Source organism: Filifactor alocis ATCC 35896, from assembly GCF_000163895.2.
Classification (GTDB): Bacteria; Bacillota; Clostridia; order Peptostreptococcales; family Filifactoraceae; genus Filifactor; species Filifactor alocis.
Genome location: NC_016630.1, coordinates 674,045 through 690,003 on the forward strand (window position 1 = coordinate 674,045; position 15,959 = coordinate 690,003).

General features: G+C 33.4%; 15 protein-coding genes. 3 read left to right on the plus strand and 12 right to left on the minus strand.

Going from position 1 to position 15,959, the window contains the following annotated elements; genetic code table 11:
- Nucleotides 1-68 precede the first annotated feature (68 nt).
- The gene (gene trmB / locus HMPREF0389_RS03000; protein WP_014262255.1) at nucleotides 69-728 is read right to left on the minus strand and encodes a tRNA (guanosine(46)-N7)-methyltransferase TrmB; all 660 of its coding nucleotides are present in this window, start codon (nucleotides 726-728) and stop codon (nucleotides 69-71) included.
- A gap of 166 nt (nucleotides 729-894) precedes the next feature.
- Here trmB and acpP point away from each other — a divergent pair, with 166 nt between their 5' ends.
- On the plus strand, nucleotides 895-1,131 hold the full coding sequence (acpP, locus tag HMPREF0389_RS03005) for an acyl carrier protein (protein WP_041250771.1): 237 nt from the start codon (nucleotides 895-897) through the stop codon (nucleotides 1,129-1,131).
- A 3-nt stretch (nucleotides 1,132-1,134) separates the two neighbouring features.
- On the opposite strand, the gene HMPREF0389_RS03010 is transcribed toward acpP, so the two are convergent.
- On the minus strand, nucleotides 1,135-2,031 hold the full coding sequence (locus HMPREF0389_RS03010; RefSeq protein ID WP_014262257.1) for an RluA family pseudouridine synthase: 897 nt from the start codon (nucleotides 2,029-2,031) through the stop codon (nucleotides 1,135-1,137).
- 163 nt (nucleotides 2,032-2,194) lie between these two features.
- On the opposite strand from HMPREF0389_RS03010, the gene HMPREF0389_RS03015 reads away from it, so the two are divergent.
- Nucleotides 2,195-2,995 carry an NAD(+)/NADH kinase gene (locus tag HMPREF0389_RS03015; RefSeq protein WP_156775232.1) on the plus strand — a complete coding sequence of 267 codons (801 nt, stop codon included), beginning with the start codon at nucleotides 2,195-2,197 and terminating at the stop codon, nucleotides 2,993-2,995.
- A 121-nt stretch (nucleotides 2,996-3,116) separates the two neighbouring features.
- Here the strand turns inward: HMPREF0389_RS03015 and HMPREF0389_RS03020 are convergent, their stop codons facing one another.
- The 7 genes from HMPREF0389_RS03020 to lepA form a co-directional block, all read right to left on the minus strand.
- Nucleotides 3,117-3,425 carry a hypothetical protein gene (locus tag HMPREF0389_RS03020; protein WP_014262259.1) on the minus strand — a complete coding sequence of 103 codons (309 nt, stop codon included), beginning with the start codon at nucleotides 3,423-3,425 and terminating at the stop codon, nucleotides 3,117-3,119.
- Nucleotides 3,426-3,565: 140 nt separating this feature from the next.
- Nucleotides 3,566-6,211, minus strand: a complete 2,646-nt coding sequence (locus tag HMPREF0389_RS03025; protein ID WP_041250772.1) for a valine--tRNA ligase — start codon at nucleotides 6,209-6,211, stop codon at nucleotides 3,566-3,568.
- An 858-nt stretch (nucleotides 6,212-7,069) separates the two neighbouring features.
- Nucleotides 7,070-7,516 carry a hypothetical protein gene (locus HMPREF0389_RS03030; RefSeq protein ID WP_014262261.1) on the minus strand — a complete coding sequence of 149 codons (447 nt, stop codon included), beginning with the start codon at nucleotides 7,514-7,516 and terminating at the stop codon, nucleotides 7,070-7,072.
- A gap of 59 nt (nucleotides 7,517-7,575) precedes the next feature.
- Nucleotides 7,576-7,872: a hypothetical protein gene (locus HMPREF0389_RS03035; protein ID WP_014262262.1), complete on the minus strand. Its 297-nt coding sequence runs from the start codon at nucleotides 7,870-7,872 to the stop codon at nucleotides 7,576-7,578.
- 122 nt (nucleotides 7,873-7,994) lie between these two features.
- On the minus strand, nucleotides 7,995-8,555 hold the full coding sequence (locus HMPREF0389_RS03040; RefSeq protein WP_014262263.1) for a hypothetical protein: 561 nt from the start codon (nucleotides 8,553-8,555) through the stop codon (nucleotides 7,995-7,997).
- Nucleotides 8,552-9,193, minus strand: a complete 642-nt coding sequence (locus HMPREF0389_RS03045) for a helix-turn-helix domain-containing protein (RefSeq protein ID WP_014262264.1) — start codon at nucleotides 9,191-9,193, stop codon at nucleotides 8,552-8,554. The genes HMPREF0389_RS03040 and HMPREF0389_RS03045 overlap by 4 nt, the downstream gene beginning before the upstream one ends.
- 385 nt (nucleotides 9,194-9,578) lie before the next feature.
- Complete coding sequence (gene lepA, locus HMPREF0389_RS03050; protein WP_014262265.1) at nucleotides 9,579-11,381, minus strand: translation elongation factor 4; 1,803 nt, start codon at nucleotides 11,379-11,381, stop codon at nucleotides 9,579-9,581.
- A 568-nt stretch (nucleotides 11,382-11,949) separates the two neighbouring features.
- On the opposite strand from lepA, the gene rpsT reads away from it, so the two are divergent.
- Nucleotides 11,950-12,213 (plus strand): 30S ribosomal protein S20, encoded by a 264-nt coding sequence (rpsT, locus tag HMPREF0389_RS03055; protein ID WP_041250773.1) that lies wholly within the window; start codon nucleotides 11,950-11,952, stop codon nucleotides 12,211-12,213.
- A 157-nt stretch (nucleotides 12,214-12,370) separates the two neighbouring features.
- Here the strand turns inward: rpsT and holA are convergent, their stop codons facing one another.
- From holA to HMPREF0389_RS03070, 3 genes are read right to left on the minus strand one after another with little or no spacing between them, the layout of a single operon-like run.
- Complete coding sequence (holA, locus tag HMPREF0389_RS03060) at nucleotides 12,371-13,414, minus strand: DNA polymerase III subunit delta (RefSeq protein WP_014262267.1); 1,044 nt, start codon at nucleotides 13,412-13,414, stop codon at nucleotides 12,371-12,373.
- Nucleotides 13,374-14,726, minus strand: coding sequence for a ComEC/Rec2 family competence protein (locus HMPREF0389_RS03065; protein ID WP_014262268.1), 1,353 nt, complete (start codon nucleotides 14,724-14,726; stop codon nucleotides 13,374-13,376). Before HMPREF0389_RS03065 ends, holA begins: the two co-directional genes overlap by 41 nt.
- Nucleotides 14,713-15,891, minus strand: a complete 1,179-nt coding sequence (locus HMPREF0389_RS03070; RefSeq protein WP_014262269.1) for a GNAT family N-acetyltransferase — start codon at nucleotides 15,889-15,891, stop codon at nucleotides 14,713-14,715. The genes HMPREF0389_RS03065 and HMPREF0389_RS03070 overlap by 14 nt, the downstream gene beginning before the upstream one ends.
- Between the last annotated feature and the right edge of the window lie 68 nt (nucleotides 15,892-15,959).

Consider the following 15,959-nt stretch of genomic DNA (forward strand, 5'->3'; position numbering starts at 1 on the left):
TTTTCTTACTCTTCTCTTAATTATTTTTCTTAAAAAGATTGTATTTTTACGTTTGATACTTCATTATACTACAGATTAGCGTTTTTCTTCAAAATACATTTCACTTTACAAATCTTTTTTCCTAAATTCAAAAAATTCCTCTCATATTCTGTCACAATATTATCCTCACAGCTTTCCTCTTGATGCAAATCGTAAGTTAAAAATACAATCTCATACTGAGACTCTTTCAAACATCCTAAACTGAATTCAAACAATTCTTCATTGTCTGTCTTAAATTCCAAGATTGCACCGTTACGACAAACTTTTTCGTACTTTTCCAACATAAGACCATGTGTCAATCGCCTTTTCGCTTGTTTACTCTTTTTCCATGGGTCTGAAAAATTCAAATAAATTCCATCCAACTCATTTTCTTCAAAATATTCTTCCAAACAACTTGCATTTTTACCCATAAAACAAATATTTTTCAAACTTTCCCGTTCTGCTCTTTGACAAGACTGAATTAAAAGAGCATCTAATTTTTCCATGCCGATATATGCACTTTTCGGATTTCTTTTAGAAAGTTCATACAAAAACTGTCCTTTTCCAACGCCTATCTCCAAAAAAATGTCCTTACAGTCTTGAAATTTCGTTCTCCACTTACCTTTCCACTGCTCCGGTTGTTTTACAAGATAAGTATCTTCAAATGACTCCAACTTTTCTTTAAAATATTTCGGCCTTCTGTATCTCATACTTTCTCCTCATTTAAAAATTTACAACTTCTTATCCTCTGTTAATTTGAATTCAAATGCTTTTCTATTCCTTACAAAATTTTTTATTTTTACTTGAAAAAACGGACATATTGTATTAAACTAAGTTCGAAACGGATTGATTACTAATGTACAGGAGGTTAAATACATGATTTTTAATGTAATTCAAGATATTATTGCTGAACAATTGCATATTGATAAAAAAGATATCACTATGGACTCTCATTTACGAAACGATTTGAATGCAGACTCAATCGATGCAGTCGATATCATTATGGCTTTGGAAGATCGATTTGAAATAGAGTTTGATGACAATGATTTAGAAAAACTGGAAACCATTCGTGATGTTGTTGAATATATTGAAGAACATACTTCGAAAGAATAATTACTATAACCGATTTACTAACTCCTGCATATCTTGCGGGAGTTCTGCTTTTAAATAAATTTTTTCTTCTTTTCTCGGGGAAAAAAACTCCAATGTTACAGAATGTAATGCTTGACGATTCATATATTCCATATTTCCTCCATAAAGACTGTCTCCAATCAAAGGATATCCGATATATGCCATATGACATCTTAGTTGATGTGTTCTTCCTGTAACCGGAGTCAATTCCACTAACGAAAACTTCTCTCCTTCTTTCAACACCTTATATTTTGTAATAGCTGTCTGACCATCTTCCATCACTTCGCGCTTAATCCCATCATTTTCTCGTCTACCAATCGGAGCATTGATTTCTCCCTCTTGTCTTTTCATTTTACCTTCAATCAATGCGACATATGTTTTTTGCATCATCATATCTTGATGTGCCTGTGACATGCGATGATGTGCATATCGATTTTTAGCAATCAACAAAATCCCTGATGTATCTCTATCCAAACGACTGATAAATCTCACTTTCTCTAATATTCCGTTTTGACGAAACCAAGATTCCATATAGTTAAGGAGTGTTCCTGTCAGATGGGTTCCTGTCGGATGTACCACTATAAAAGGAGACTTGTTGACAGCAACGATATCTTCATCCTCATAGATTACATCGACAACCCCTTCTTCTAAACCGTACTCACTTCTGTTTTCCCCCAAATCCACTGTAATAATTTCTCCTACATGTACCGGTTCATGGTTGAAACGGAGTGTTCCGTTTACATTAACAGCACGTCTGCTCTTCAATTCGGATATCATTCGAAGTGAAATTCCCATTTCCTCAATCAACACTTTTTTCAACACTTCTTCTTTTTCTACACTCCAAACCAAATAATTATATTTCTGTTTTCCAGGTATCCACATATCATTTTATTCCTCTCTTTTTTGACACTACCACCAAAACAACCACACTCTGTTTTTTTATGAATTATCTGATTTCTCCTGCACTTTGCGTTATTTATAAGATACTCTGTGGTATAATATGAAATAGTTCATTCAAAATATAACCTTCAAGGAGTGAGTCTTGTTGAAAAAATCAGTAGTGATTACTTATAATGATTATGCACTTTCTGCTGTCATTGCCGAACAACTGAAAGAAAAATTAATCCGTGCCGAATTTGCCGTTCATCATCATTTTGTTGGAGATGAAGCCCTCATTTTTACCATCGGAGGAGACGGCTCATTTATCAAAACGATTCATGATTTTAATTTTCCGTCTATCCCGATTGTCGGAATCAATACGGGACACTTAGGTTTCTTTCAGGAAATCCTTCCTGAGCAACTCGATTTATTCATCGAAAATTATCAAAAACAAAACTACACTTTACAAGAAATTCTTCCTTTGCAAGCCACAGTATATATTGCAGACAAAAGATTTATCATAAAATCTTTGAACGAGATTGTACTTCGTTCTTATTTAGGAAAAACAGTGCATTTGAACCTATCCATCAACGGAAATTTTATCCAATGTTTCGGAGGAGACGGCTTGATTATATCATCCTCTGCAGGTTCTACCGCTTACAATTACTCTGCCGGCGGTTCCATCGTGGATCCGTCCATCAATACATTACAAATTACACCGCTTGCTCCACTCAACACCAATGCCTATCGGTCTTTTACTTCAAGCATTATTTCTTCCTCTACTTCTGATATCATCGTATCTCCTGAGGAACAATACCGAAATTATATCTCTATTATCGTAGATGGAGTACAAAAACATTATAATGATTTTAAAGAAATTGTTGTTACAACCCATACAGACCCGATTCGTGTCATTCGTATGGACAACTATGAATTTTGGAATAAAGTTACAAACAAATTTTTGTAAGATTGCATATTCCGTACACCTGCTATATCGACACTGTAGAGAATGTAAAAATTTACATTTTCTACAGTGTCTTTTTTATCAAAAATACCGAGACATCAGGATTTTCTATGTCTGTCCTTATCTATTCCATATCCTTATAATCGAAATCAAACAATTCATCCTGCTGCAACTGTTGCAGCCTATTTTGAAACATTGCCATTCGTTGTTGAAAATCTTGTTCTTCTTCAATGTCTTCTTCTGTTGTCTTTACTTCTTCTTGTTTTGAAACTTCAACATCATCTAATGCTTCAAACAAAACAACACCAATTCCATTTGCCTCTTCTAAAATCTCATCTGAAATATCTTCATCCTTTAAATCAAAGATATCTGAAATTTGCATTTCTTTATTCTCTTGAAGTGTCTGCTTCCACTTATTGAAAGTTTCGCTCATAACAACTTCCTCCTTACTCCAACATTTGTACCTTCTCTTGATAAGAAGGGTTATTTTGTGCATAAAATAACAAGACTCCTCCTACTCCGAAACAGAAAGGAATAACACAAGTTGAGGAGCTCTTGTTAACATCTCAAAGACTATTTTTGAATTTTAGCAATACTGTCCAAAACATTTGCAAGCATTTCTTCGAATTTAACCTTTTTATCTCTCTCAGCTTGTACCAAAGAGTCAGGAGCTTTATCTGTAAACCCTTTGTTATTCAATTTTCCTTCTGCACGCTTAATTTCATTTTGTAATTTTTCTTTTTCTTTATTCAATCGTTCCAATTCTTTTTCAAAATCAACCAGTTCTTCCAATGGCAAATATAGTTTCGCCTTATCGATGACAATAGAAACAGCATCTGACGGAACATCAGATTCCTGAACAAATTCCAATCCTGAAACAGAGCTCAATGTCTTAAAATATCCTTCAGATTTTACAAAAATTGATTCTGTAGCTCCTTCTGTTACAACCAACAATCTTGCTTTTTTAGAAGGTGGTACATTCATTTCACTTCTCGTATTTCGAATTGCCTTAATCGCAGACATTACAATTTCTATTTCATTCTCTTCTACTTCATAGCTGTCCTTTTCTTCAAATACAGGCCACTCTGCTACAATCAATTTATGTTCTGTTTCTACATAAGAATAGATTTCTTCTGTAATAAACGGCATAAACGGATGCAATAATTTCAAGATTTTTTTCAATACATATTGCAATGTATAAAGTGCAGTATCTTTTTCAGATCCGGCTTCTCCATACAGACGAGGTTTTACCATCTCAATATACCAATCACAGAAATTTGACCAAGTAAAATCATAAATCTTATCCGCCGCCAAAGACAACTCATACTTATCTAAGTTGTCAGATACTTCTTTTGCCACCTTATTTGACAATGAAATAATCCATTTATCACCCAATTCAAAATAAGGCTCCACTTCTTCACGAGTTGTTAAAACCGGTTGATATTCCTCTAAGTTCATCAAAATAAATCTTGATGCATTCCACAGCTTGTTTGCAAAATTTCTTGCAGATTCTACTCGTTCCATATAGAAACGCATATCATTTCCCGGTGTATTGGAGCTTGCCAACATAAATCTCAGAGCATCTGCTCCATAATGGTCAATGATTTCTAAAGGATCAATTCCATTTCCTAAAGATTTACTCATTTTACGCCCTTGGTCATCACGAACAAGTCCATGAATAAATACATCTTTGAAAGGTACTTCTTTCTTCAAATAAAGAGAAGAAAATACCATTCGAATCACCCAAAAGAAAATAATATCATATCCTGTCACAAGCGTACTTGTCGGGAAGAAACGAAACATCTCGGGTGTTTCTTCCGGCCATCCCAATGTACTCATTGGCCAAAGTGCAGAAGAAAACCAAGTATCCAATACATCTTCATCTTGTTCCAAATTGGCAGAATGACATTTATAACAACGTTCCGGTTTTTGTTTTGCAACAATCATTTCTCCACAATCTTCGCAGTAATATGCAGGTATTCTATGTCCCCACCACAATTGTCTGGAGATACACCAATCACGAATATTTTCTAACCACATATTATAAATTTTGTCAAATCTGTCCGGTACAAGATTCAATTTCTTTGTTTCCAATGCCTCTAAAGCAGGTTGTGCCAAGTCTTTCATCTTCACAAACCATTGTTTTGATACCATAGGTTCTACCACATTATGACAACGATAACAATGGCCTACCGCATGTGCATGGTCTTTGACAGAAACCAATAGACCTGCTTCTTCCAAATTCTTTACAATTTCTTTTCGACATTCATAACGACTCATTCCGGCATATTTTCCGGATTTCTCATTCATCGTTCCGTCTTCATTCATCACAATAATTTGCTCTAAATTATGACGAAGACCTACCTCAAAATCGTTAGGATCATGTGCAGGAGTAATTTTTACAACTCCGGTTCCAAATTCCGGATCTACATATTCATCTGCAATCAACGGAATTTCTCTTCCGATAAACGGTACTACCAACATCTTACCTATCAAATGACGGTATCTCTCATCTTCCGGATGAACTGCCACAGCCGTATCCCCGACAATTGTTTCAGGTCTTGTTGTCGCAACTTCCAAGAATTCATCCGAATCCTTGAACATATATTTGAAATGCCAAAAATGTCCGTTGTTATCTTCGTGATCTACCTCTGCATCAGAAAGAGAAGTCTTGCAATCCACACACCAGTTAATGATACGATTTCCACGATAAATATAGCCTTCTTCATACAACTTCACAAAAAACTCTAATACAGCCTCATTACATCCTTCATCCATCGTGAAACGCTCTCTGCTCCAATCACAAGAATCGCCGAGCTTTTTCATTTGTTCCACAATACGATCGCCAAACTCTTCCTTCCATGCCCAAGCGTGTTTCAAAAATTCCTCTCTGCCAATTTCCTCCTTCGTTTTTCCCAATGTTTGGCGAATTCTTTCTACCACCTTCACTTCCGTTGCGATGGAAGCATGGTCCGTTCCGGGTTGCCACAAGGTATCATAACCCTGCATTCTCTTATATCGGATTAGAATATCCTGTAGCGTATGATCGAGCGCATGACCCATGTGCAACTGCCCTGTAATATTAGGTGGAGGAAGAACGATGCTGAAAGCTTCTCCTTTTTTTCCTCTCTGTGGTTTGAAGTATTCTCCTTCTTCCCACATCTCATAAATCTTCTTTTCAAACTCTTTCGGTTGATATGTTTTTGATAAATTTGCCATAAAATCCTCCATCTTCCTAAATTATTTTCATATACATTTGTTCTATCTTTACAAAATAATATTTACCTGAATTCACAAAAAATCAAATTAGTGAACAATCTATCACTTTACTGATTTCATTCATAAAAACTTTTGTCCATCACACAAACTAAATATTTATTCAATCCTTAATATCTTTTAGTTCCTCTATCATAAAACAACAACCTTTCCACAAAAAAATTATCACTCAAACAAAACTCACGAGTTTTCGTTCTTTCAAAATAAAAAACCTTCGTTCTCTTAAAAAAAGGACGAAGGTCAAATCGCGGTACCACCTTAATTCATCATAATACTATGATGCACTCAATTTCTTTAACGCAGAACTACGACTATCTTACTAAACTCGGATAGTTTGCTCCAAAGCTACACATTTTGCACTTTCATCACAGTATCTTCCAGTCTATGAATACTGCTCCCTATCACTTCCCTGCAAAAGCCTCTTCTTCTATGCAATAAATTATAAATTTTCCCTTATAATCTCCTATTATATGCAATATGCTTACTAAAGTCAAAGATTTTTTATTAAATTACATGATGTCGCACAAATTATTTTAATGAACTGCCTTTTTAACTATTCCTTCAATATAAAAATCTTTAGTTTTTTTGACAAGGTTCATAATGTAATTTTTGTGCTTCTTTCAACCGTATTGCTGTATATCCTTTGGGATATGCTTGATAGTATGGACTGTTTGAAGTATGGTATTTTGTGCCATTTTTAGCAATATATACATAAGGGTTATATACATAACTGTAAAAAAAATAACTAATCAATAGGATAATGAATAATGGTAATATGAGTTGTTTTATTGTTTTATTGTTTTATTGTTCATTACTATCACAATCACTTTCTGATAAACAATTAAATGTTGTTTTGTTGTGTGTGCGAATTGATATTACACAAAATATAAAGAAGTAAATAAAATACACAATCGGCTTACCAATTGTTATTGGGTCTATCATTATTTCTGATGTAATTAGCTCTATCATATATAAATAAATTATAGTTACAATAGGCTTTATGATGTAAAAACCGATTCCTAAATATAATAAGAATTTTTTATTTGATTTTTTGAAATCATTATTTTCATTTTTGTATTCTAAATTTCTCTTTTTATATTGTTTAAATGCTAAATAAAAAAATGGATATGGTATAACAAACAGTGCTAATGTGGAAAAATCATAATCAAAGATTACAAAAGTCCCTATTATGTAAGCAATTACACAAACCCATAAATAATATTCAACCCATCTTATTACTTGTTTCATAATAAATCTCCTTCCTGTCTATTGATTTGTCAATACGCTTTTATATAGTTCAACCTCTTTTAATATCGTGATTTAGACATTACAAATAAAGTAAATGCTCCAACTATCAATTCATCTAAACACAATCCTAACGAAATTTTTGCAAACAATCCAACATCCTGATTTTTTGCAATAAAGAAAGCTATTACTATAAAAAACAATTCTGCGGCGATGGTAGTTTGATTTCCATTCAATAATTCTTTTCCGATTTCTATAATAATACCAATTGCAATAACAGTAGTAATGATTGGATAACCACTGTAAAATGTCATTATTCCTACAATGGAAGCAATGACAGTCAAAACTGTTGATAACATTTTGTCAACTCCTTAAAATTTTCTTCTTGATTCAATAACTTTTCCCAAAACAGTAAAGTAACGGGCAATTCTTCTTTATACTGTTACCTGTTACGATAACAAATAACGGATATATAAGTTTTTTAATTGTTTTTCTGCTCATTATAATTATCTGCCTTTTTTGAAAGAATAAAAAATATTATACTCAATACTACAAAAAATGATGTGCTTATATTTCTTTGTGTTGTATATAAAGTTGTAAAGAAATCTGTTTCTCCTATAGATGATGAAAAAATCGCAATAGAAAGCAATACAAATGTACATATAGCTTGAACGATATTAAAAATAAAAAGCATATGAAATGTTACTTTTCTTGACTGATATAGCTGATTTAATAGCTTATATGTCATAGCACAGGAACAAAGACCGGCAATAACAATTTGAAAAAATAACGAAAACTCTACACTTAAAAATGGTGTAAACATCCCTGATATAGGAGAACACAAAAGCGCCATTCCTGAATTAAGAGGAATAAATAAAAATAGAGTGTAAATAAAAATCTCTTTTTTTGTAGGTTTGTTTCCTTCCTCTTCCAAACTTCGAAAAGCATCGTTTAACGCTCTCTCTAACTGTTGTAAATCTGTAGAGGATAATAGGTTTTTTTGATGTATTTCGTTTACTTTATAAACAAAATTACCATTCATTTTATCAACTCCTTAAAATTTTCTTCTTGATTCAATAACTTTTTCCAAAACAGTAAAGTAACGGGCAATTCTTCTATCTGGTCATCGGTATAGAATTGTGGTGTATAAACTATTGGATTAAATCCGTTTAGGAAGATTCCATTATCGTGTTTGATAATTTGTTTTACGGTTGCATCTTGCCTGTTTACAAGCACAACTGCTATTTCTCCATTCTCGACATTGTTTTGTTGTCTGATAATCACAATATCTCCTTCGAACAATTTAGGTTCCATACTTTCACCTTGTATCTTAAGTGCAAAAAATGTACCTGTTCTTGCAAGTTCGGGCGTTATTTCTTCATAATCCAATATCTCTTCTACTGCCTCAATAGGAATCCCTGCTACTACTTTTCCTAATATTGGAATGCTAACTCCTTTCCTTTTAGCTTCTTGACTATAGCCTAATAAATAATCTGTTGATACTCCAAGAACATCAGCGATATTTGATAAATTGGTTGCGTTCGGTTCTCTCGTTCCTTTTATATATCTTCCAATTATTACTTCTGTATCGCCTATACGATATGACAATTCTCGATTTGTCATATTTTTTTCGCACAAAATGTTTTCAATTGTTTTGCCTACATTTACCGTTTGGTTCATATCATTACCCTTGTCATCATATTATATAGTACTTTTCTCAAATATACAATTAACAAGGCATTCATACAGTAAATTTGAATCATAAAAAGCTTTTTTACCTTTTTATACTGTTACCTGTTCGAATGACCTATAAATATCATCACTGTTTCAAATTGAGATTCATCACTTAAATTCTTGTTTTTCCAAGCAACTACACGCCCGTCTCCCTAACTTTGAAAAGAGAGCAGTTGAAAAACATTTTTAAATTCCCGACATTTCAATCAGATTTTAGTATTAGTGATACTTTTATCAAAACAAGCAAGCAGAAAGCGGATTTTGACAGTGCCAAAACACTATCAATAAACCGCTTTTATTCTTCATTCAGTCTCTCTTATTCTTTCAACAACTAATCATCCAATTTCAACACTGCCATAAATGCTTTTTGCGGAACTTCTACATTTCCGATTTGTCGCATTCTTTTCTTACCTTCTTTTTGTTTTTCAAGCAATTTTTTCTTACGAGAAATATCGCCTCCGTAACATTTTGCAAGAACGTCTTTTCGATATGCGCTTACTGTTTCTCTTGCGATGACTTTTTGACCTACTGCTGCTTGAATCGGAACAGGGAATTGATGTCTCGGAATTTCTTCTTTCAACTTTTCACACATTCCTCTACCGCGATTGTAAGCTGTTGTCTCGTGAACAATGAATGAAAGAGCATCGACTTGTTCTTTGTTAATCAAGATATCTAATTTTACCAAGTTGGATTCTCTGTATTCTTTGAATTCATAATCCAAACTTCCATATCCTTTTGTTCTGGATTTCAAGGAGTCGAAGAAGTCATAAATTACTTCGTTCAAAGGCAGTTCATAGTGAATCATGACTCTTTTTTCATCCAGATATTCCATATGAATCATGATTCCTCTTCTTTCCTGTGCAAGTTCCATCACAGAACCGACAAATTCTTTAGGAACGATGATATCTGCTTTTACAATCGGCTCTTCAATCATTTTGATTTCTGTTACCGGCGGAAGGTTGGTAGGATTTTGAATCATCTCTACTTCCCCTGTCACCTTTGTCACACGATATACAACAGACGGCGCCGTTGTAACAATATCCAGATTAAACTCTCTTTCCAAACGCTCTTGCATAATTTCCATATGCAACAATCCAAGAAATCCGCAACGGAATCCAAATCCCAATGCAACGGAGGTTTCCGCCTCAAATTCCAAAGCGGCATCATTCACTTGAAGTTTCTCCAAAGCATCTCTTACATTCTCATATTTTTCTCCTTCAGCAGGATAAATTCCGCAATATACCATCGGCGTTGCTTTTTTGTATCCCGGCAAATGTTCTGCTGTCGGACGATTTGCTGATGTAATGGTATCTCCGACGCGACAACTTCTGATATCTTTGATAGATGCCGCAATATAGCCTACATCTCCTGCGGAAAGTTGGTCTACAGGCATATGGTTTGGAGAAATAATTCCTGTTTCCACAACTTCAAACTTCTTGTTGGTATTCATCATTAAGATTTCGTCACCCTTTTTTACAGTTCCGTCAAAAACTCTGATATAGGCAATTACTCCCTTGTAACTGTCATAGTAAGAATCAAAAATCAACGCTTTCAAAGGCTCATTCTCATCACCTTGTGGTGCCGGAATATGTTTTACAACCGCTTCCAATACATCTTCGATATTCAAACCGTCTTTTGCTGAAATCATCGGTGCATCAGACGCATCTAAACCAATAATATCTTCAATCTCTGTTTTTATTTCATCAGGTCTCGCACTCGGAAGATCGATTTTGTTAATCACAGGAAGAATTTCTAAATTCTGATCCAATGCAAGATACACATTTGCTAAAGTTTGTGCCTCTACTCCCTGTGCCGCATCTACTACCAAAATAGCTCCCTCACATGCAGCCAAACTTCGAGAGACTTCATAGTTGAAATCGACATGACCCGGCGTATCAATTAAATTAAGGTAATATTCTTCTCCGTCATTTGCATGATATACCAACTTAATTGTCTGTAACTTAATTGTGATTCCTCTTTCTCTTTCTAAATCCATATTGTCAAGAAGTTGGTTTTTCATATCTCTATGTTCCACCAACCCTGTCTTTTCAATCAAGCGATCTGCCAGTGTTGATTTTCCATGGTCAATATGTGCAATAATACTAAAATTTCTGGTTCTTTCCTTTCTATTCAAACATTCTCCTCCTTAAAAAAGAATTTCATCGTATAATGTCCTATTATAATATAATGTCGGCATAAATAACAGTCTATTTCTCATTTATACCAATCACTGATTAAAGTTATAATAAAAAACTGTTTTTTCATGCTGCTATAAGCTTATTCTCTTTTTCATAATCACACACTGTGTCTACATTTTAAAGTAGTGTATTTCTCATTAGATATTTTTTATGGAAATACTTCATTTCAATAGTAATTTCATCCTATTTCATGACTTTCTTAATTGTATCATCTTTTTATGTTTTTGAAAACAAACGCCGTTTGCTTGTAACTCTAATCTTTTTAAATTGCTGAAAGAGCAAATATTTGATAAATATTTGTTTTTATAATTGCATTATGCGAAATCCTATTATATAATAAAAAATAATGTAAATACAATCTTTTGAGTTCAGTCGGATAGTAGATAAGAGAAAAATAATTTTTTACTTTTTCTTTCTCTTTTCATTTACAAGTTTTCATATTTTTGATACAATACTATCTGTTGACGTTTGAAGAGATTATCAAAATACTAGGAGGTGAAATCGTTGGCTAATATAAAATCCGCTCAAAAAAGAATTTCTGTAACCGCAAAAAAAACAGCTGTTAATAAAATGAGAAAGTCTCAAGTAAAAACTGCAATCCGTAGATTTGATGAAGCGATTCTTGCAGGAGATTTGGAAAAAGCAAATGAAACTTTTCGTTATGCTCAAAAGAAAATCTATCAAATTGCTGCCAAAGGAACAATTCATAAAAAAGCCGCAGATAGAAAGGTTTCTAAACTTGCAAAGAGACTGAATGCTGCAAAATAACCTATTTTTACAGTAACAAGTTTGTACAAGTATACTTATTTTTATATAGACTTGATATGATATTAGGACCATAGGACTTACCTATGGTTTTTTGCTTTTAAACGTAATAAATAGAACATCACTGCATAAATCGATTGCGATGATGTTCTATTTTAATTTAATGCTTCTGCTTTGATTTTGACACTGTCAAAATAATCAGTTCTCCCAGCATATAAATTGGTATTTCTCCAATTTTATATCGATAATCCATGTTGTTGAGCTCATTCAAAATAGTGAGACTTTCTTGATAAGAATATCGTTTTTTTAATGACAACGCTTTTGTAAGATAAAAAGGTTTTACATTTAACTCTTTCGCAATTTTAGACTGAGAGTACCCTTGATTTAATAAATAGCTTGATTTCATATACACCGCTATTTTTTTAGACAAAATTCCCAACAAAGAAAGCTGAAACTCCGGATTCTTGTTCTGTAATTTCAAAATCTGATAAAGTCGGAGCGCCTCTTTCGTGTTTCCGTTTAGAATATGATTTTCCAAGTCAAAAATTGTTCCACTGTCTGACGGTGACATCAATTGTTCTAAAACATGTTCGTCTATCTCTTTTTTTTGCAACAAAAACGAAACTACCTTATCTAAGTCTGAATTGACATCGTATAATGTTTTGTTCGATAACTTACCCAAATATCCGCTTTGTTTGATGAATTGTTTTATCATCGTTTCCGATAATGGTGCTTTTTTTTGATTCAGTTGATATTGAATATAAGAATACAACTCTCGATCGGTTAATTTCTTCAAATCAAGGCATTGACAAAGTGTTTCCAATGCTTTATAGATTGTATTTTTTCTGTCTTCCGGCGCAATCTTCATAATAAGCCAAGTATCTTTCGACAAGTTCTTCACTCGTTGCACAAATTGCTCCATCTCTTTTTTTGACCATAGATTCTTAGCAGTATTTCTTGTCATAAATTCCGGAAAATATATGACTTTCTGAACATCCATCATCGGAACGGATTCAATTTTTGATATTGCATCTAAATAGTCTGTTGTTTCTTGAGATATGGTAATAAAATTAAATTCTGAAAAAGCAGGATTTAATTTCTTTCGTATAAAATTTACAAAATCCTCCATCAAAAACTCTTCTTCCCCATATAGAATATATTTATCAGGAGTAGTTGCTTTGTTTTTTTGTTCTTTGTATGTCATAGAAATTCTTCCTTACTGTGTTTTGTTCTTCATATAAATACCAGATAACAACAGGAGTATAGATTAATATCAACCAATATGGCGAAAATTCCGATGCTTTAAGATTTGAAAACGGCAGCGCGGTCAATTGATGAATCCAATGTAACAGATAATCCATTCCTTTGTTACATAATTCTATCACATAATGCTCTACAAAAAATCCATTTGGAAGAAAAAAAGCAACAAGGAATAGTATCATATCTATTGTAATCATCGGAATTGCTACTAAATTTGCAATAATCCCGTAAATTGGGATTTGATGAAAATAATAAATGCACAATGGCAATGTCAATAACTGTGCAGCAACCGTCACTTCTATCAACGAAATCATGTAACCTACCATTACTTTTCCGTATTCCCATACTTTATTCGTTGGATTCCAAGTAAGGAATTGTCCCATTGTACGATGAAGTTTGGGATAAAAAATACCGATAGATATCACACTTGCAAAAGAAAGTTGAAATCCTATGTCCCAAACTTTCCACGGATTATGAATCAATATTACCGTAATCAAAAAAGAAACCGCCGCTAACAAATCATACTTTCGTCTGATAAGAAACGATAAATAGTACAACAAATAAAACCCTACCGCACGAATGATGGACGCCCTTGCTCCTGTCATATAGGCGTATGCGATTAAAAATACACAAATCAACAGATTTCTGCTTTTCATCGAGATTTTAAATAAAATGAGATGAAAAAATAATGCTATAATTCCCACATGAAATCCTGAAATTGCTAAAAGATGTGAAATTCCAAGTTTTGAAAAAGACTCTGTCACTTCATCGGGAAGTTCTGATTTATCTCCATATAACAGGGCTTTCCATAAATAGGCTCTGTTTCTGAATTTTATATCAATTCTACAATCCACATAGTTCAAAACTTGTCCGCGCAAATAACACCATTGACTTCTTTTTCCCGTAAGATAGACAGTCGGTTTATCAATAGCATATGTAATTTGTTGTGACCTAAGATATTTTCCGTAAGAAGGATTTTTGAGACATAGAACATCTTCAAAATTTCCTTCCAACAAAATAATATCTCCCAATTCTATATTTTTCAGATTGGATACATTGGTTGCACACACATTTTTTGTCCAAATACGCAATTTGCCATGTTTTGTATCTACTCGTGTAACGGTATCTTCCAACCTTGCTTGTTGTTTCAATTCCACCGGTCGGTATAAGGATGTGATTATGAGCGAATAAAGAATCACAATAACCGAAAGAAATACCACCGGTCGTCTGAATAGAATGAATTTATACATAGTCATTGCTGTATGACTCTCCTAATCGAATTTTTTGATTACATTGTTTTAATAATATCTTCATTTCTTCCGTTACTTCTAACATATCGGATTTCAATAACGTTTCCAAGTCAATCTGTCTCATATATAACAGTGATAACGCATCAATCGTCATTTTCATATCCCATTTCAAGGAATCTACTTTCGTAACTACACCGTTCAAAAACTGAAAAACTCCATTGTTTTGGCTTAGAATAGTATCTTCCACCAAAATCTTTTTTCCTTCTAATTCAGAAAATATTTCATCATATTCCTGTTGCAACACTGCTTTTGCATCCAACACTCTACTCATCATAAAAGGATGTGAATTACGTGAAATTTGGTTATCATAGCCTATTGACAAATCAAACAGATTTTTGTTTACCGGATGAATGACAGCACTTTTACATTGTGTTTGATGATGATTCAAGAAGTTTATCACAGCAAACACCGCATTCTGATTGGTCGCAATTAACTCTTGCAACAAAGCTGTATCCTTTTCATAACGAGGATGCATCATAAAGTATCCTACGACATTATCTCCTTGATACATCAGATACATGTCTCCACCTTCTACTTCCCACTCTGAAATTCGAACCACAAAATCTTCTTTTGTTCTCTTAATATATGCAGTTTTTTTCTTCATTTCCTCATGATACAATTCTAACAAGAGTTCAATGTGCTCTGCGTTTCTTTTATCTACTTTTTCGAATCGAATATTTGTTTTATTCGGAAGCACTTTCCCAAGTTCCATTTTGAACGAATGGTCAAAAAAAGTATTGATAAAACCATACCTTCTGTAGATGGATGTGTCAATCGGCATAAGCAGTACCATCTCATCTTTGCATTCTTGTAACAAAGAAAGTGTTTGTTTCATTAAAAAAGAAGAATACCCTTTCCCCCGATGCTCCGGAAACACGCTGACTCCCACAATATAACGCACCTTCTTTTCTTCTCCGTTCAAGATCAGTGTATATGGATTGATCAATAAGGACGCTACAATGGTTTCATTGTCTTCCAAAATAATATTGTTGGATGCTTCATATCGGTTTGAAAAATAATAATCCATATAAGACTGTGAATCTTGAAAAGAATAACTCCACAACTCTTTTACTACTTTTTTATCTTCTTCCCTTGCAAATCGAATCTTCATACACTTTCTCCCAATCTACAGTTTTTTTATGCAATCCACTTAGATATATCCTTGAAATTAATATGTTA